The sequence below is a fragment of the Acidovorax sp. LjRoot118 genome, from assembly GCF_964253575.1.
Classification (GTDB): domain Bacteria; phylum Pseudomonadota; class Gammaproteobacteria; order Burkholderiales; family Burkholderiaceae_C; genus Acidovorax.
This window is the reverse complement of the sequence record NZ_CAXURB020000001.1, coordinates 4,353,717-4,371,541: the sequence shown is the minus strand read 5'-3', so window position 1 is coordinate 4,371,541 and position 17,825 is coordinate 4,353,717. Positions and strand designations below refer to the sequence as shown.

At 67.7% G+C, this 17,825-nt stretch carries 14 protein-coding genes; 8 read left to right on the top strand and 6 right to left on the bottom strand.

The genetic code is table 11. The annotated features are described in order from the left end of the window. Positions 1-67 precede the first annotated feature (67 nt). The 5 genes from nirB to ACSQ9E_RS20650 all read left to right on the top strand — a co-directional run bounded on the left by nirB (position 68) and on the right by ACSQ9E_RS20650 (position 7,275). On the top strand, positions 68-2,605 hold the full coding sequence (gene nirB / locus ACSQ9E_RS20670; protein ID WP_057199759.1) for a nitrite reductase large subunit NirB: 2,538 nt from the start codon (positions 68-70) through the stop codon (positions 2,603-2,605). A gap of 20 nt (positions 2,606-2,625) precedes the next feature. Beyond that, a complete protein-coding gene (gene nirD / locus ACSQ9E_RS20665; RefSeq protein ID WP_200961055.1) occupies positions 2,626-2,985 on the top strand; it encodes a nitrite reductase small subunit NirD in 360 nt (119 codons plus the stop codon). A gap of 65 nt (positions 2,986-3,050) precedes the next feature. Beyond that, the gene (locus ACSQ9E_RS20660; protein WP_436219041.1) at positions 3,051-4,364 is read left to right on the top strand and encodes a nitrate- and nitrite sensing domain-containing protein; all 1,314 of its coding nucleotides are present in this window, start codon (positions 3,051-3,053) and stop codon (positions 4,362-4,364) included. Positions 4,365-4,716: 352 nt separating this feature from the next. Next, entirely contained in the window at positions 4,717-5,529 is an 813-nt protein-coding gene (locus ACSQ9E_RS20655) for a formate/nitrite transporter family protein (protein WP_057199706.1), read from the top strand. Between the two features lie 9 nt (positions 5,530-5,538). Beyond that, positions 5,539-7,275 (top strand): protein kinase domain-containing protein, encoded by a 1,737-nt coding sequence (locus tag ACSQ9E_RS20650; protein WP_436219040.1) that lies wholly within the window; start codon positions 5,539-5,541, stop codon positions 7,273-7,275. A gap of 138 nt (positions 7,276-7,413) precedes the next feature. Here ACSQ9E_RS20650 and ACSQ9E_RS20645 read toward each other — a convergent pair whose 3' ends face one another. Further along, positions 7,414-7,803, bottom strand: a complete 390-nt coding sequence (locus tag ACSQ9E_RS20645; RefSeq protein ID WP_057199708.1) for an Hsp20/alpha crystallin family protein — start codon at positions 7,801-7,803, stop codon at positions 7,414-7,416. 95 nt (positions 7,804-7,898) lie between these two features. On the opposite strand from ACSQ9E_RS20645, the gene ACSQ9E_RS20640 reads away from it, so the two are divergent. Further along, positions 7,899-9,245 (top strand): branched-chain amino acid ABC transporter substrate-binding protein, encoded by a 1,347-nt coding sequence (locus ACSQ9E_RS20640; protein WP_436219039.1) that lies wholly within the window; start codon positions 7,899-7,901, stop codon positions 9,243-9,245. 161 nt (positions 9,246-9,406) lie between these two features. Here ACSQ9E_RS20640 and ACSQ9E_RS20635 read toward each other — a convergent pair whose 3' ends face one another. The 5 genes from ACSQ9E_RS20635 to ACSQ9E_RS20615 form a co-directional block, all read right to left on the bottom strand. Next, positions 9,407-10,444, bottom strand: a complete 1,038-nt coding sequence (locus ACSQ9E_RS20635; protein WP_436219038.1) for a DUF2059 domain-containing protein — start codon at positions 10,442-10,444, stop codon at positions 9,407-9,409. Between the two features lie 42 nt (positions 10,445-10,486). Then, positions 10,487-11,572 carry a lytic murein transglycosylase B gene (gene mltB, locus ACSQ9E_RS20630; protein WP_436219037.1) on the bottom strand — a complete coding sequence of 362 codons (1,086 nt, stop codon included), beginning with the start codon at positions 11,570-11,572 and terminating at the stop codon, positions 10,487-10,489. Positions 11,573-11,582: 10 nt separating this feature from the next. Next, positions 11,583-13,619 carry a transglutaminaseTgpA domain-containing protein gene (locus ACSQ9E_RS20625; RefSeq protein WP_436219036.1) on the bottom strand — a complete coding sequence of 679 codons (2,037 nt, stop codon included), beginning with the start codon at positions 13,617-13,619 and terminating at the stop codon, positions 11,583-11,585. Between the two features lie 70 nt (positions 13,620-13,689). Beyond that, the gene (locus ACSQ9E_RS20620) at positions 13,690-14,751 is read right to left on the bottom strand and encodes a DUF58 domain-containing protein (RefSeq protein ID WP_436219035.1); all 1,062 of its coding nucleotides are present in this window, start codon (positions 14,749-14,751) and stop codon (positions 13,690-13,692) included. 175 nt (positions 14,752-14,926) lie between these two features. Beyond that, complete coding sequence (locus tag ACSQ9E_RS20615) at positions 14,927-15,847, bottom strand: AAA family ATPase (RefSeq protein WP_057199763.1); 921 nt, start codon at positions 15,845-15,847, stop codon at positions 14,927-14,929. A 48-nt stretch (positions 15,848-15,895) separates the two neighbouring features. Between ACSQ9E_RS20615 and ACSQ9E_RS20610 the strand changes: the two genes are divergently transcribed. Then, complete coding sequence (locus ACSQ9E_RS20610) at positions 15,896-16,849, top strand: histone deacetylase family protein (protein ID WP_436220244.1); 954 nt, start codon at positions 15,896-15,898, stop codon at positions 16,847-16,849. An 18-nt stretch (positions 16,850-16,867) separates the two neighbouring features. Continuing rightward, the gene (locus ACSQ9E_RS20605; RefSeq protein WP_436219034.1) at positions 16,868-17,656 is read left to right on the top strand and encodes an enoyl-CoA hydratase; all 789 of its coding nucleotides are present in this window, start codon (positions 16,868-16,870) and stop codon (positions 17,654-17,656) included. Positions 17,657-17,825 lie beyond the last annotated feature (169 nt).

Genomic DNA, 17,825 nt, shown 5'->3' with positions numbered 1-17,825 from the left:
GCAAGGCATGGCACATCCTGTACCCCTCGATACGGATCCCCGGGTTCTTGCAGGATGCGCAAGCATGATGAAAATCGTTCTCATTGGCCACGGCATGGTCGGCCACAAGTTCCTCGAAAGCCTGGCCGAGACCGGCATCACCGGCGTCGAAGTCACCGTGCTGTGCGAGGAGCCGCGCGCCGCCTACGACCGCGTGCATCTGTCGGCCTTCTTCAGCGGCACCTCGGCCGATGAGCTCTCCCTGGTCGAGCCCGGTTTTTTCGAGCGCACCGGTTTCACGCTGCGCCTGGCCGCGCGGGCCGCAGCGGTGGATCGCCGCACCCGCACCGTGACCACGGCCGATGGCGAGGTGCTGCCCTACGACAAGCTGGTGCTGGCCACGGGCTCCAACCCCTTTGTGCCCCAGGTGCCGGGGCGCGACCGCGACCACTGCTTCGTCTACCGCACCATCGAAGACCTGGAGGCCATGCAGGCCTCGGGCGCCAAGTCGAAGACCGGCGTGGTCGTGGGCGGTGGCTTGCTGGGCCTGGAATGCGCCAAGGCCTTGAGCGACATGGGTCTTGAAACCCACGTGGTCGAGTTCGCCCCGCGGCTCATGGCCGTGCAGGTCGACGAAGGCGGTGGCCGTGTGCTGCGCGCCAAGATCGAGGAACTGGGCGTGCAGGTGCACACCGGCCGCAACACCCAGGAGATCACCGATGGCGCCCGCGCGCGCCACCGCATGGTGTTCGCCGACGGCACCTGGCTGGAGACCGACATGATCGTCTTCTCCGCCGGCATCCGCCCCCGCGACGACCTGGCGCGCCAGTCCCTGCTGGCCGTCGGCCCGCGCGGCGGCGTGGCCATCGACAGCGCCTGCCGCACCAGCGACCACGACGTGTATGCCATCGGCGAATGCGCGTCGTGGAACGAGCAGACCTTCGGCCTGGTGGCGCCCGGCTACGACATGGCCCGTGTGGCCGCCCGCCACATCGCAGGCGATGCCGACGCCGCCTTCGTCGGCGCGGACATGAGCACCAAGCTCAAGCTCATGGGCGTGGACGTGGCCAGCATCGGCGACGCGCATGCGAAAACGCCGCACAGCCGCACCTGCCAGTACGTGGACGAGCGCCGCCAGATCTACAAGAAGATCGTCATCAGCGAAGACGGCAAGCAGTTGCTGGGCGCCGTGCTGATCGGCGACGCCACCGAGTACGGCACGCTGCTGCAGATGGCCCTGAACGGCATCGCGCTGCCGGAGGACCCCGAGTTCCTGATCTTCCCGTCCAGCGACGGCAAGGCCAAGCCCGGCCTGGGCGTGGACGCGCTGCCCGACACGGCGCAGATCTGCTCGTGCAACAACGTCACCAAGGGCGGCATCTGCGAAGCCGTGGGCAATGGCGCCTGCACCATCGCCGAGATGAAGGCCTGCACCAAGGCCGGCGCCACCTGCGGCGGCTGCGTGCCCCTGGTCACCCAGGTCATGAAGGCCGAGATGGCGCGCCGCGGCATGGCCGTGAACAACCACATCTGCGAGCACTTCGCGTACTCGCGCCAGGAGATATACCACTTGGTGCGCGTGGGCAACATCAAGAACTTTGAGGACCTGATGGCAAAGCACGGCAAGGGCATGGGCTGCGATATCTGCAAGCCCGTGGCGGCCAGCGTGTTCGCCTCGTGCTGGAACGAGTTCGTGCTCAAGAAGGAGTTGGCCGGGCTGCAGGACAGCAACGACTACTACCTGGGCAACATCCAGAAAGACGGCACCTACTCGGTGGTGCCGCGGATGCCCGGCGGCGAGGTCACGCCCGACGGACTGATCGCCGTGGGCCAGGTGGCCAAGAAGTACGGCCTGTACACCAAGGTCACGGGCGGCCAGCGCGTGGACCTGTTCGGCGCGCGCGTGGAGCAACTGCCCACCATCTGGGAAGAGCTGATCGCCGCCGGTTTCGAGTCGGGCCATGCTTACGGCAAATCGCTGCGCACGGTCAAGAGCTGCGTGGGTTCGACCTGGTGCCGCTATGGCGTGGGCGACAGCGTGGGCCTGGCCGTGGAGCTGGAGCACCGCTACAAGGGCCTGCGCTCGCCGCACAAGATCAAGTTCGGCGTGTCGGGCTGCACGCGCGAATGCGCCGAGGCGCAGGGCAAGGACATCGGCATCATCGCCACCGAAAAGGGCTGGAACCTCTACATCTGCGGCAACGGCGGCATGAAGCCGCGCCACGCCGAGCTGTTCGCGTCCGACCTGTCCAAGGAAGACCTGGTGCGCATGATCGACCGGGTGCTGATGTTCTACGTGCGCACGGCCGACCGGCTGCAGCGCACCAGCACCTGGCGCGAGAACCTCGAAGGCGGCCTCGGCTACCTCACGGACGTGCTGATCAAGGACAGCCTCGGGCTGTGCGCCGAGCTCGAAGCCCAGATGCAGCACGTGGCGGACACCTACCAGTGCGAGTGGAAGACGGCCGTGACCGACCCCGAGACGCGCAAGCGCTTTCGCTCGTTCGTGAACAGCGACAAGGCCGACGAGAACGTGCTCTTCGTCGAGGAACGCGGCCAGATCCGCCCGGCGCGCGCCGACGAACGCAGCCCCGCCAAGATCATCCCTATCCGCCAGGCCGCTTGAAGAAGAAGGACGAGAACACCATGAGCGCACTTCCCATGAACAGCCGCACCGACTCCCTTGCCTGGACCGACATCTGCGCGGTCGACGACATCCTGCCCAGCACCGGCGTCTGCGCGCTGGTGGCCGACCGCCATGTGGCGGTGTTCCGTACCGGCAGCGACCAGTTCTTCGCCATCGACAACGTGGACCCCAAGTCGGGTGCCAGCGTGCTCTCGCGCGGGCTCATCGGCAACCTGGGCGAGCGCGTCGTGGTCGCCTCGCCGCTGTACAAGAACCATTTCGACCTGCGCACCGGCGAATGCCTGGAGGCGCCAGAGCATTCGGTGCAGGCGCATGGCGTGCGCAGCGAAGGCGGCCGCATCAGCGTCGCAGTGGCCTGAGGATTGGCCGTGCGGGCATGCTGGCGGGGTTAGCATCTGCGTATCCTGAACCCTGGAGATACCGCATGCCCGACCTGGCCGCAGCGCCCCTGTCCGTTTCCAGCCTCGTGCTGCGCTCGCGCCAGCTTGAGATCGATGCGGTGCACCACCTGGCCAGCCGGGCCGCGCTGGTGGACGTGGTCGGCCAGCTGATCGAGGGCCTGCAGCGCGAGCGCGGTGCATCGGGCGTGTACCTGGCCTCCAAGGCACAGCGCTTTGCCGACCTGCGTGGCCGCATCGTGCAGGAGGTGGTGTTGCTCGAAGCCAAGCTGCGCGCGGAGTTTGCCCAGCATGTCGAGCCCGCCCAGGGCGCCACGGCCAAGGCCTTGTCGCTGATGGCGTGGGCGCTGCTGGGGCTCGATTCGCTGCCCGCGCTGCGCAGCCAGATCGACAAGCAGGCGATGGCGGCGCACGACTCGATTGCCGCGTTCAGCCACCTGATCGCCGGGCTGATCGAACTGGTCTTCCACGTGGCCGACGCGGCCGCTTTGCCCAGCGTCTCGCGCCAGCTCGTGGCCCTGTTGCACCTGGTGCAGGCGCAGGAAGAAGCAGGCCAGGAGCGGGCCATGGGCGCATTGCTCTTCGCGTCCGGCCAGGGCAGCGATGCGCACCAGCAGCGGGTGCTGCACCTGATCGATGCGCAGGAGCGCAGCCTGCGCGTGTTTTCCGAGTTTGCCGACCCGGCCCTGCGCACGCGCTGGGAGCAGCAGCAACTGGCCCCGGGCATGGCCCAACTGGAACGCCTGCGGCGCACGCTGTGCGTGGCCCGCCCCGGCGCCGCGCTGGACAGCAACCTCAGCGACGCCTGGTTCGACGTGTCCACCGAACGCATCAACGCGCTGTGGCAGCTGCAGGTCGAGCTGGTGCAGCGCCTGCGCGAAGATTGCGCGGCCCGCATCCTCGAAGCCCAGCAGGACCTGCAGGATTCCAGGGGCCTGCTGCGCGGCCTGCGCGACAACCCGCCGCAGCGCACGCACGCGGTGGACCGCTTCTTCGACATTGCCATCGCACCCGAGGCCGTGCCCGAGCAGGCCGCCAGCGCGCATGCCGGTGAATCGGCATCGCTGCTGGAGCTGCTGCAGGCCCAGTCGGCGCGCATGGCCAGCATGGAGGCCGAGCTTGAAGCGGCGCGCCGCACGCTCAACGAGCGCAAGGTGATCGAGCGCGCCAAGGGCGTGCTGATGGCCCGCCTGGGCATGAACGAGGAAGTCGCCTTCCGCGTGCTGCAAAAGACCTCGATGGACCAGAACCGCCGCCTGCTCGACGTGGCCGAGGCCACGCTGTCCCTGCCGGACCTGGCGTTCGCCCACCCCGACCGCAAGGGCGACAAGCCCGTTTGATCCATGCTGGTGCCTTGACTGCACCGGCTTGATGCCATCCGCTGGTCGCGGCGGCAGGTGTGCACAGAATGCGGGACACAAGGCGGCCATGGATTGCCCCAATGAGGGTACGGAACTTGCATGGAATAGCCTGGATGGCGGGCTAACGGCGGCCTGCCATCCACCGCCTGCGGTTGCCCGCAGGCCCAGGAATCGCGCATCCGAGGATAACGGCGTCCATTGCGTTCCCCATCTGCATGGGGGCGCAGCGGACGCCGTTTTCTTTTTTCCCCTCATCCTCTTCTTCTTGCGCGCTTCCCCGGGTGGACCCCTTGGGGAAGCATGCCAGTCTCCCCGTCCCAAAGGAAGTGCAATGGCCTACCTCGCCCCCGCCGAGTTCGTGACCAAGATGGTCGATTCCGGTGAATCCAAGCTCCTGATGTCCACCCGCGACACGCTGATCCGCTCCTTCATGGCCGGTGCCATGCTGGCACTGGGCGCCGCCTTCGCCGTCACCGTCACGGTGAACACCGGCAACGCGCTGCTGGGCGCAATGCTCTTTCCAGGCTGCTTCATCCTGCTGTACCTGCTGGGCTATGACCTGCTGACCGGTGTGTTCACGCTGGCCCCGCTGGCCGTGCTCGACAAGCGTCCTGGCGCCACCTGGCGTGGCGTCTTTCGCAACTGGACGCTGGTGTTCTGCGGCAACTTCGCAGGGGCCTTCATGGTGGCGGTGTTCATGGCCATCATCTTCACCTTCGGATTCAGCGAGGCGCCCAACGCAGTCGGCATAAAAATCGGCCACATTGGCGAGGGCCGCACAGTGGGTTACTCCGCGCACGGCGCCGCCGGCATGCTGACCCTGTTCATCCGTGGCGTGATGTGCAACTGGATGGTGTCCACCGGCGTGGTGGCGGCCATGATGTCCACCTCGGTGTCGGGCAAGGCCATCGGCATGTGGATCCCCATCGCCCTGTTCTTCTACATGGGTTTCGAGCACAGCATCGTCAACATGTTCCTGTTCCCCTCGGGCCTGCTGCTGGGTGGCAACTTCACGGTCATGGACTACCTGGTCTGGAATGAAATCCCCACCGTGATCGGCAACCTGGTGGGCGGCCTGACCTTTGTGGGCGCCATGCTGTACTCCACGCACTACAAGACCGCGCCCAAGCGCAAGATTGCCTGAGCGTTGGCCATGCACGCCTTGCGCGTCACGCTCGGCCAGCATTCCGAGGCCGGGCACAAGGGAGTCAACCAGGACTTCCACGGTGCCATGCTGCCCGTGGGACCGCAGCGCGGCACCAAGGGCATCGCGCTCGCGCTGGCCGACGGCATAGGCTCCAGCGCCGTGAGCCAGGAGGCCAGCGCGGCGGCGGTGCGCGGCTTTCTCGACGATTACTACGCCACGTCCGAGGCCTGGTCGGTGCGCCGCTCGGCCCAGCGCGTGCTGGGCGCCACCAATGCCTGGCTGCATGCGCAGACCCTGCGCAGCCATGCGCGCTTCGACAAGGACCGGGGCTATGTCACCACCTTCAGCGCCCTCATCCTCAAGGGCCGCGAGGTGCACCTGCTGCACGTCGGCGATGCGCGCATCTACCGCGTGCACGCCACGGCCCTGGAGCAACTGACCGAGGACCACCGCGTGCACCTGTCCTCGGTCGAATCCTTCCTCGGCCGGGCCCTGGGCATGGGGCCCAACGTGGAGATCGACTACCGCAGCCTGCCGGCCGAGGTGGGTGATGTCTACCTGCTGGCGACCGATGGGGCGTACATGCACCTGGATGCGACCGCTGTGCACGCGGCCATTGCGCAGTGCGCGGATGACTTCGATGCGGCGGCGCGGGTGCTGGTCGCCGCTGCCCAGGCGCGCGGGGCCACCGACGACCTGACGGTGCAGTTGCTGCGCATCGACGCGCTGCCCGAGGACCGGGCATTGGCACACCTGCCGCCGCAGCGCGAGGGGCTGTCCCTGCCGCCGCCGCTCTCGCCGCGCATGGGCTTCGAGGGCTACACCATCGTGCGCGAACTGCATGCGAGCTCGCGCAGCCACGTGCACCTGGCCGTGGACGACACCACGGGCGAGCAGGTGGTGATCAAGACCCCTTCCGTGGACCTGGCTGCGGAGAAGGACTACCTGGACCGCTTTCTGCTGGAGGAGTGGGTGGCGCGGCGCATCCACAGCCCGCACGTGCTGCGGGTGGCCGGCAGCGAGAGACCACGCCAGCATGTCCATGTGGCCATGGAGTTCGTGGACGGGCAGACCCTTGCCCAGTGGATGACCGACCACCCCTTGCCGGACCTGGATGCCGTGCGCAGCCTCGTCGCCCAGATCGGCAAGGGCCTGCAGGCCTTCCATGCGCGCGAAATGCTGCACCAGGACCTCCGGCCCGAGAACCTGCTGATCGACCGCAGCGGCACGGTGAAGCTCATCGATTTTGGGTCGGTGCATGTGGCAGGCCTTGCCGAGGGGACGCGCGCTGCACGCGCGGATGCCATTGCCGGCACGCTGCAGTACACCGCGCCCGAGTACTTCGTGGGCGGCGAGGGCGATGCCCGCTCGGACCTGTTCTCGCTGGCGGTGCTGACCTACCAGATGCTCACCGGCCAGTTGCCCTATGGCCTGCAGGTGGTGCGCCTGCGCTCACCGGCAGAGCTCAGGCAATTGCGCTATGTGCCCGTGCGCCATCTGCGACCCGAACTGCCGGCCTGGCTCGATGGCGTGCTGCAAAAAGCCCTGCAACCCGAGGTATCCAAACGCCAGGAGGCGGTGTCCGAGTTCCTGTACGACCTGCAATCGCCCGGCGCGCAGTTCCAGCGCCTGCGCGCGCCACCCCTGGTGGAGCGCAATCCGGTGCTGTTCTGGCAGGCGGTGTCGTGCCTTTTGGGGCTGGCGGTGCTGCTGCTGTTGGGAATGCGCGCTTACGGAAACTGAATGAACCCTTGCGGTTCGGCGCGCGAGAAAGAAGAGGAGCGATGCAGCCCTGTGGCCGTGAAGGCCTTTGCCGCGTGGGGACAACCGGCACGGGCAGGCAGAGCGCGGCATTCAGGCCGCGCTCCCTGCGCCGTGTACTTATTGGATGCTCAGCGTGGTGGCCTTGCTGACGGGTTCCACACGCACCAGGGTGAGTGTGAGCACGCCGTTTTCGAGCTTGGCGCTGCTGGCCGCGGCATCGATGTCGGTGGCCAGCTCCCAGGCGCGCTGCACCTGGCGGGGGGCACCTTCCACGCTGGAAAGGCGCACCACATTGCCTTCGATGGCGATCTGCAGTTGCTCACGGGTCACACCGGGCACATCCAGCTGCAAGGTGGTGGCCTTGTCGTCCTGCGTGACGGTCACGCCGGCAGAGCGGGCAGGGGCTGCATTGGCAAAGCTGCCGAGCAAGAAGCGCTGCAGCGCGAGGTCGGCGGAACGGGGGGCGTTGTTGAAGGCGGAACGGCGGGCGACGGGGGCGAAGATCATGAAAAGGACTCCTATACACTGCGCGGCTCTCGACGTGGTCGCCGCATGGACAGAACTTGTGTACGGCCGCGCGGGTTTTCAAGGGGAAAAAGAGCATGAATAAATTGCGGTTCGCGGGCTTGAAATCAGGCGCTGCGGCATTACGTCATTCCGTTTTGGCCGTTGCGGCCACGCTGGCCTGCACGCTGGCACCCGCCTTCAGCAGCTGGGCGCAGGGCACAGCACCCGCTGCTGCAACGGCACTCGCCAAGCCCGTGAAGATGGCGCTGATCGAAAGCCTCTCGGGCTCCTTTGCCAACACCGGCGAAGCCGTCTACCGCAACATCTACTGGGCCATGGAGCGCGTCAACGCGCGCGGCGGCGTGGCACTGCCGGCCAGTGCCGGCGGCCCGCGCCTGCTGGCGCTGGAGCGCTATGACAGCAAGGGCCAGAACGAGGAAGCCCTGTCGGCCCTGCGCGCGGCCATCGATGACGGCGCGCAGGTCATCCTGCAGGGCAACTCCTCGGCCACTGCGGCCGTGCTGATCGAGGCCATCAACAAGCACAACGAGCGCGAACCGAACAAGCGCGTGATCTTCCTCAACTACTCGGCGGTGGACCCCATCCTCACCAACGAGAAATGCAGCTTCTGGCACTTTCGTTTCGATGCCCATGCCGACATGCGCATGGCGGCGCTCATGGAGGTGATGCGCGACGATAAGGCCCTCAAAAGCGTCTACCTGATCGGCCAGGACTACAGCTTCGGCCAGGCCGTGCTGCGCGAGGCGAAAAAGCAGCTCGCAGCCCAGCGGCTCGATGTGGCCGTGGTGGGCGAAGAGCTGCACGCCGTAGGCCGCGTGAAGGACTTCGCACCCTACGCCGTGAAGATCAAGACCAGCGGCGCGCAGGCCGTGGTCACCGGCAACTGGGGCAACGACCTCACGCTGCTGGTGAAGGCCGCGCGCGAGGTGGGCTACGAGGGCAGCTTCTACACCTTCTACGGCAATGCCCTGGGCGCGCCGGCCGCCATCGGCGACGCCGGCATCGGCAAGGTAGTGGCCGTGGCCGACTGGCTGCCCAACGTGCCGGGCGCGCCCAGCGAGGCCTTCTACCAGTCCTTTCGCGAGCGCTTTCCCAAGCCCCAGGACGACTACGTGCACATGCGCATGCAGCTCATGGTGGAGGCGCTGGCGCAGTCCATCGAACGCGCGGGCAGCACCGATCCAGTGGCCGTGGCGCGGCAGATGGAAAAGGCCAGCGTGCAGCTCTCGGGCCAGGGCGGCAGCATGCGCGCGGCGGACCACCAGTTCCAGCAGGCATTGGTGGTGGGCGTGATGGACAAGAAGGGCGCGCCCGGCGTCAAGTTCGACGTCGAAGGCTCGGGCTACGGCTTTCGCGTGGTGCGCCAGATCGCACCTGCCAAGGCCCAGCAGCCGCACAGCTGCGCGATGCAAAGACCGTGAGCTGAGAGGCTGAGAATCTTTCGTCCATGCCCGCCTGGCACGCCAAAACTCCCCTCGGGCACGGTCAAAAAACTCTCAGCCTCTGAGTCCCCTGCCTTGCGCCATCCTTGCGTGCAGCCCTCCTGGTCTGCTGGAGCGTGGCAGTGGCAGGGCCGGCGGCCTCAGGGCCTCCTGGTTTCGCCGCTGGCGGGCGCCACTGTGGTTTCGGCACGCGCCATGGCCGCCAGCAGTTCGGGGAAGATCTCGATGCGGATCGTCTGCTGCAGGCGGGCGCTCAAGGCGTCGCTGGCGGCCAAAGCCCTGGCGCGCTGCGCCTTGCGTGCAAGGCTGCGTTCGCTGCCCAGCAGCACGCGCAGTTCCTCGGGCGCCAGGTGCGCACGCAGGGCCTGCACGATCAGGGGCAGCACGGTATCGAAGCGGATCTCTGCGCGCATGCGCTGCGAGATGTTGGCAAACCACTGCTTCTGCTGCTTGCTGGGGGCTTCGGATTGCACCAGCCCGGTTTGCGCACGCATGGCGGATTCCAGGCGCTGCATGCGCGCGTTGAACTCGTCCTGCATCAGCAGCCGGGTCAGGTCGGCCGCCAGGGCATCGTGGGCGTCGGCGGCAACCCAGGCCGCCGGCCTGCGCTGGCGGGGGCCCTTGGCGCGGCCCTGGTCGTCGCTGGACTCGAAAAGGGCGTCCACCCGCTCGTCCATGAATTTGGCAAGTGCGAGGGTGGCTTCGATCATGGCAGGCTGCAACTTGTTCAGGTGCAGCTGGCCCGGCGCCGTGCCATAGAAGGCCAGCAGGGCCTGCGCTTCGGCCTCGGTGTACTGGGTCTGGTACACCTCGGTGACCAGGGGGCGCAGCTTGTGCCAGGCGAAGTGCTGCTGCAGCACCGGCTGCGCCGTGGCATACGCCTTGAGCTTGCGCTCCCGCTCCGCCGGGTCGGCAATGCCCTCGATGGCATCGAGCTGCGCCTGGTCCACGGCCTGCATGATCTGGCGCATGCGTTCGGGCATCTGCTCGGCGTCGAAGAGGGCGTGCAGCGTGGCTTCGCTCACTGCGGCCACCGGGATAGTGGCCTGGGGCGCAGCATGGGCGGTGCCCGCACCGCCTGCAGGCGGCACCAGGGTGGTCAGGGTGATGAGCAGCGCCGCGGCCAGATGGGGCGTGCGTGCGGTTCGGGGGTGAGGCGGCGGGGCAATGGCGTGCATCGGGTGGGGTCCGTTGGCGAAGCCGCCATGGTAAGGGCCTTCCTACCGCGCCGCCGCCACCTCGCGGCCCAACTCGATCACGGCCATCGCGTAGTAGCTCGACCAGTTGTAGCGCGTGATGGCGTAGAAGTTTTCCGTGCCCGCCACATAGGTCGGTGTGTCGCCGCCGTTCTGCAGCTCCACCAGCGCAAGGGGACCTGTGTGCTGGGCCCCTGCGGCATCGAGCACCACGCCCTTGGCCTGCATGCTGGCGGCGCTGAAGGTGGGCAGGATGTCGGGGGCCAGCAGGGTGTCGAGCTGCAGCCGCGCCGTGTCGAACTGCACCGCATAGTGCGTGGGCATGCCGGTGGTCCAGTTGTGGCCCTTGAAGTAGTTGGCCACCGAGCCTATGGCGTCGACAGGGCTCCTGAACAGGTCGATCCGGCCGTCGCCGTCGAAATCGACGGCGTAGCGCACCCAGCTCGACGGCATGAACTGCCCCAGCCCCATGGCGCCCGCGTAGCTGCCGCGCGGCTCGAAGGGGTCGATGTTGCTGCGGTTGGTGAGGCTCAGGAACTGTTCGAGCTCGCGCTGGAAGAACTCGCGGCGCTCCTTGGCGCGCGGGTGGGCATTGGGAAAGTCGAAGGCCAGCGTGGCCAGCGCGTCCATCACGCGAAAGTTGCCCATCTGCTGGCCGTAGATGGTCTCCACGCCGATGATGCCGACGATGATCTCCACCGGCACGCCGTACTCGGCCTCGGCGCGTTCCAGTGCTTCGCGGTGCTCCTGCCAGAAACGCACGCCCGCGCGGATGCGCACCGGGTCGATGAAGCGGCTGCGGTACACGCGCCAGTTCTTGGGCGTGCCCACGGGCGGGGGCAGCATGAGGCGCGGCACCTGGGACAGCAGGCGTGCCTGGCCGATGGCCTGGCGTACCCATTCGCGGTCCAGCCCACGCCGGGTGGCCAGGTCGTCGGCAAAGGCCATGGCATCGGGCCGGTTGGCGTAGGGCACGCCGCCCTGCACGGTGGAATTCGCCGCGGTTTTTTTGGCGGCAGCCTGCTTGGTGGGCTTGGAGGGGCTGGCGAGGGCGGGCAGGGCACAGGCCACCGCCACACAGGCGATGGCAACGGATTTCAGGAGGCGCATGTCGTTCGGGTCATCGGCCCCGTGCGGAGGGGGGCCAGGGCAGGGTGTTGTATTCGCGGCGCAGGGCGCCAAACTGCTGGGCAGGCTCGGGGGCATAGCGTACCTGCTCCAGCCGCAGCAGCCAGGCGGCCAGACCGCTGGCGCTGTCACCGAAGTGGGCAGTCACCTGCTGGGCCATGGAGCGGGGCGGCAAGGTGTCGGGCAGCACCAGGCCCGCCTTGGCCAGGCGCTGGCGCACGCGCGCCAGCAGGCGCAGCCAGGGGTCATGCTGGCTGCGTTCCCACAGGGTCCACAGCCCGCCGCCGCTGGCGGCGATCACGATGAGGGCGCCGAGCACGGTGGTCAGGTCCTGCCAGCTCGGGGATTCGAAGCCCAGGGCCTTGAGCAGGTCGAACTGGCTGCTCTGGCTGTAGTTCAGCACCCACTGGCTCCAGCTATTGTTCACGGCCTCCCACACGGCGCGCAAGGATTGCACCATTCCGGGGCTAATGGTTCCCATCGCGCTGGCAAATGCGCCCTCGGGCGCCCTGAGGCGCTGGAACTGCCCCACCCGGCCTGGCGACACTGCGCCCGTGGGGTCCACGCGCACCCAGCCACGGCTTTCCATCCAGACTTCGGCCCAGGCGTGGGCGTCGGCATTGCGCACGGTCCAGTAGCCGTCCACCGGGTTGCGCTCGCCACCTTGGTAACCGGTGACGATGCGCGCGGGTATGTCCATCGCGCGCATCAGGATCACGAAGGCCGAGGAAATGTGCTCGCAAAAGCCTTCCTTGCGGTCGAACCAGAACTCGTCGGCCGTGTGCTCGCCGAAGACGCCGGGCTCCAGCGAGTAGTTGTAGCCGCCCGTGCGCAGGCGCTGGAGCACGGCATTGACCAGCACCTGGGTGCTGGCCCCGGCCAGCGCGGGGTCGGCACGCATCTCAGCCGCCAGGGCCAGGGTGCGTGGGTTGAAGCCGGGCGGCAGCTCGGTGTACACACGCAACTGGCGTACCGACTCCTGAGGGCCGTGGCGGAATTCGGGGTAGCTCACGGCCTGGTAGCGCAGCACGTCGGTGATGGGGCGCGTGGTCATCCATTGCAGGTCCTGCGTCATGTAGGCCTGCATGCCGGGCACCTGGGGTGCCTCGGGCGTGGCTTCCAGCACCATCAGCCAGGGCTGGCGCTGGGGTTCCAGCGTCACTTCGTAGCGCACGGCAGGGCCGCTGGTCTGCAGATTGGCCCGTACCGCCACACGGGCGGCCCACTCGCTGTCTTCCCGGAACGGCTCGGCCACCCATTGCCTGCCGTCGAAGGCGGACATGACGGGGCCGCGGAAATACAGCATGGACTGCTGCGGAACATCGGTGGGCGCACCTTCGAAGCGCAGGCGGATCGCCACCCGTTCATCGAGCGCAATCTCGGCCATGTCGCCGATCTTCATGGTGCCCGACAGGCCGCTGCGCCCGGTGAGGTTGTCGCTGGGCATGCCCCACAGCGGCGACATGCGCGGAAACAGCATGAACAGCGCCACCATGATGGGCGCGCCCAGCAGGGCCATGGTGCCGGCCGTGCGGAAGGTCTGCAGCAGGGGCGGACGCCCCACCGGCATGTGGGCGTTGACCAGCGCCGTGAGCAGGCCCAGCAGGGCGATCAACATGGCCGCCGCGGTGAGCAGCGATTGCGAGAAGAAGAAGTTGCTGAGCATCGTGAAGAAGCCCAGGAAGAAGATCACCATCGCGTCCCGCCGCGCACGCAGCTCCAGGGTCTTGAAGGCCAGCATCATCACCATGAGCGTGACGCCCGCATCGCGCCCGAGGATGGTGCGGTGCGTGAGCAGCGTGCCCCCCACGGCCACGATGACCAGCACCGTGAGCAGCCAGCGCCCGGGCAGCGGCCGGCCCTTCCAGGCCATCCAGCCGCGCCACAGCAGCATGCCGAAGGCCATGGCACTGGCCCAGGCGGGCAGGTTGGCCACCTGGGGCGCGATCACCCAGGCCGTGGCGAACAGCAGGAACAGGGTGTCCCGCGTGTCGCGTGGCAGGGTGGCGAGGGTCTGGCGCAGGCTCATGGAGCGTCGGGCTTCCGGGGAAAAAGGGGCAAAGGGCAATGCGTTTGGATGGCTGGTCACCGGCAGAAGTTCAGCACAGCGCCAGCGCTTCCAGGCAGCGGCGGCGGTGGGCGGTGCCCGTGTCGGGCGCTATCTCCACGCCGGGCAGGCGCAGGCCATAGTCCAGGCCCAGGCGGTCGGCCTGCAGCACCCAGGCGGCCAAGCGCGAGATGCGGGCCTCGGGGTCAGGCACGGCGGCCAGGGCCGGGTCGAGCCACAGCTCGTGGCGCTGGGCCTGCTGCGAATCGCGGCTCACCAGGTCGTCGGTGCCGGTGCCCAGCGTCTTGGCCGCCTTCTTCCAGACCACCAGCTTGAGCGGGTCGCCACGCCGGTAGGAGCGCACGCCATCGAACTCGCCGATGCCCTGCGAGGGCGCGCTGCCCGTTCCCGCGCCCCGCGGCTCGCCGGGTGGCAGCGGCGGGGGGGGCAGCTCGGGCGCCGGGTACACCAGCACCTGGGCGGCCGGGCGCCAGTAGGTCCATACGCGGAAGGTGCCCAGCGGAAACCGAGTTTCGGCCGTGAGCGTGGGCACGCGGTGCAGGCCCCGGCGCGGGGGGGCAAAGGCCACGTGCACGGTGGAGCTTCCCTGTGCGGGCACATCGGTCCAGGCCCAGTGGTGCGCTTCACCACCGCCGCCATGCACGGCCAGGCCGATGCCGTAGCGCATCGTCTTGCGTTCGCTGGACACCTGGACCTCGATGGTGGCGCTGGTCCCCATGAAGTGCGGCTCGGGCGCCTTGAGGTGCAGCGTGATGCCGCGCAGCGTGGCGTGGCAGATGTGCATGCCGACCACCGCGCTGCCCGCCAGCAGAAAGGTCAGCAGATAGCCCAGGTTGAGCTGGTAGTTGATGGAGGCCACCAGCAGGATCAGCAGCGTCAGCGCCAGCATCCACCCTGCACCCGTGGGCAGGATGTAGACATTGCGCTGGGTCAGCGTGAGCGTGTCGCTCAGCGGCCGGCGCACCATCCACCAGTTCTCGAAACGCTTGCGCACGGGCGTGAGCGGGTTGAGCGCTGCCAGGGCGGCGCGCAGCCGGCCGGGGGCCGTGGCAGGAGCGGCGTGCGCTGCGGGTGGCTGGGCAGTGGTGGGCATGGGGATCTCAGTTCTTCATTGTGCGGGGTATGACCCACAAGGATTGAAACTGGCGCGGCCTAAGCCAGTGCCCCCGTGCAAGGGCCGCCCCGCCGCACCGGGGGCGTCCCCCTCCCGCATAGCGCAGCTATGCGAGAGAGGGGTGAAGGCGCGAAGCGACTCAGGGGGTGTTTCATCACGGCAAGGGCACGGACTCGGCCATGGCGCGCACCTGCTCCACAGCACCCCGGCCCGCATCGCCCACGGGCACCAGGCGGTGGGCAATGGTCTGGGGCAGCACGGCCTGCACGTCATCGGGCGCCACATAGTCGCGCCCGCTGATCAGCGCCTGCGCCTTGGCCGCGCGCACCAGGGCAATGCCGGCGCGCGGCGATAGCCCCTGCAGGAACCAGCGGCCCGAGCGCGTGGCCGCGATCAGGTCCTGCACGTAGTTGAGCAGCGGATCGGCCGTGTGCACCGCCAGCACCTGGCGCTGCAGCTCGGCCAGTTCTTCATCCGACAGCTGGGGCAGCATGGAGTCCACCATGTCGCGCCGGTCTGCACCGGCCAGCAGCACGCGCTCGGCCGCCCGGTCGGGGTAGCCGATGGAGATGCGCATCAGAAAGCGGTCGAGCTGCGACTCGGGCAGTGCAAAGGTGCCGAGCTGGTCGTGCGGGTTCTGCGTGGCGATCACGAAGAAGGGATGGGGCAGGGCGCGCGTCTCGCCTTCCACCGACACCTGCTTTTCCTCCATGGCCTCGAGCAGGGCGCTCTGCGTCTTGGGGCTGGCGCGGTTGATTTCGTCGGCCAGCAGCACCTGCGCGAACACCGGGCCGGGGTGGAACACAAAGGCTTCCTTGCCGCGCTCGTACACCGAGACGCCCGTGAGGTCGCTGGGCATCAGGTCGGCCGTGAACTGCACGCGCGAGAACTGCAGCCCGAAGGTGCGCGACAGGGCGTGGGCCAGGGTGGTCTTGCCCACGCCCGGAACATCCTCGATCAGCAGGTGGCCGCCGGCCAGCAGGCAGGCCACGCAGTCCTGTACCTGGGCCTGTTTGCCCACGATCACCGTGTTAAGCTGGTCCAGAAGCGATTTGATTTTGTGCTGGGCATTCATAGTCATAGCGCGACGTTATCCTAAAAGTACGAGACACGGGGATTGACTGTGAGCAAGACGGGCTATTTCACCCACCGCGACTGCTGGAAGCACGAAATGGGCCCCGGGCACCCCGAATGCCCCGAGCGGCTCGATGCCATCGAAGACCGGCTGCTGATCACCGGCGTGGGCGATGCGCTGGACCGCCGCGAGGCGCCCGAGGCGTCCCTGGCCGACATCGAGCTGGCCCACGACCGCCTGCACGTGGCCGCCATGCGCGGCCTGTCCGACCGACTCAACGAGGAGATCCTGGCCGGCGGCCCGAGCTACTCGCAGCTCGATCCTGATACCTCCATCAACGCCCACACCTGGAACGCCTCGCTGCGCGCCGCCGGGGCCGCCCTGGCCGCCACCGATGCGGTGATGGCGGGCGAGATGGAGAACGCCTTCTGCGCCGTGCGCCCGCCAGGCCACCATGCCACGCGCAGCAAGGCCATGGGCTTCTGCTTCTTCAACAACGTGGCCGTGGCCGCCAAGTACGCATTGCAGCGCCACAACCTGCAGCGCGTGGCGGTGGTCGATTTCGACGTGCACCACGGCAACGGCACCGAGGACATCCTCGCCAACGATCCGCGCGCGCTGATGGTCAGCATTTTTCAGCACCCCTTCTACCCCTACAGCGGCGACCACGATCCTGCGCCCAACATGGTCAACGTGCCGGTGCCAGCCTACACCCGCGGCATGGACATCCGCGAGATCATCGAGATGATGTGGATCCCCCGGCTCGAGGCCTTCAAGCCCGAGATGGTCTTCGTGAGCGCTGGCTTCGACGGCCACCGCGAGGATGACATGGGGCAACTGGGCCTGACCGAATCGGACTATGCCTGGATCACCCGGCGCGTGAAGGACATCGCGCAGCGCTATTCCAAGGGGCGCATCGTGTCCTGCCTGGAGGGCGGCTATGTAATGGGGCCATTGGCCCGCAGTGTGGAAGCGCACTTGCGCGTGCTGGCCGACCTGTGATTTTGGGACTGCAATGACATGACGGAATCCGAACAACATCCCCTCCTGCGTGTCGTGCACGATGCGCGTGGCGTGGTGACCCTCACGCTCAACGACCCGGCGCGCTTCAATGCCCTGGGGTCGGAGATGCTCACCGCCCTGCAGCAGGCGCTCGATGCCGTGGCGCGCGACGACACTGCGCGTGTCGTGGTGCTGGCGGCCGAGGGCAAGGCCTTCTGCGCCGGCCACAACCTCAAGGACATGGCGGCCCACCCGGACCTGGCCTGGTACCAGCAGCTGTTTGCGCAGTGCAGCCGCATGATGCTGGCCATCCACAAGCTGCCTGTGCCGGTGATCGCGCGGGTGCAGGGCATGGCTACGGCGGCGGGCTGCCAGCTGGTCGCGCAGTGCGATCTGGCGGTGGCGGCCGACAGCGCGACGTTTGCGACCAGCGGGATCAATTACGGCCTGTTCTGCGCTACGCCCAGTGTGCCGCTGGTGCGCAATGTGCCTGCCAAGCGGGCGATGGAGATGCTGCTGACTGGGGATTTCATTGATGCTGCCACCGCCTTGGAGCAGGGGCTGGTGAATCGGGTTGTGTCTGTGGATGGGCTCGATGCTGAGGTGGAGAAGTTCGTGGCGTCAATCCTGCAAAAGCCGCGTGTTGCTGTGGCCATGGGCAAGGCGCTGGTGTACCAGCAGCGGGAACTGGGAGTGGATGCGGCTTACCAGTTGGCTGGGCAGGTGATGGCGGTGAACATGGTGGATGGGGCTGCTCAAGAAGGGGCTCGGGCGTTTGTTGAGAAGCGTGCTCCGTCTTGGAGATGATTTTTTAGCGATATGGGTGGTGGTTGCTTCTTTTCTTTTGCTGAGGGCGGAGGCCGGGATGTGCGCCCGGCGGCGCACCCACCTTCTTTTGCGTCGCCAAAAGAAGGTGGGCCAAGAAAAGGCGACCCCCAGTCTGCGTCCCCCTTTCGCCCTGTCGGGCGAAAGGGGG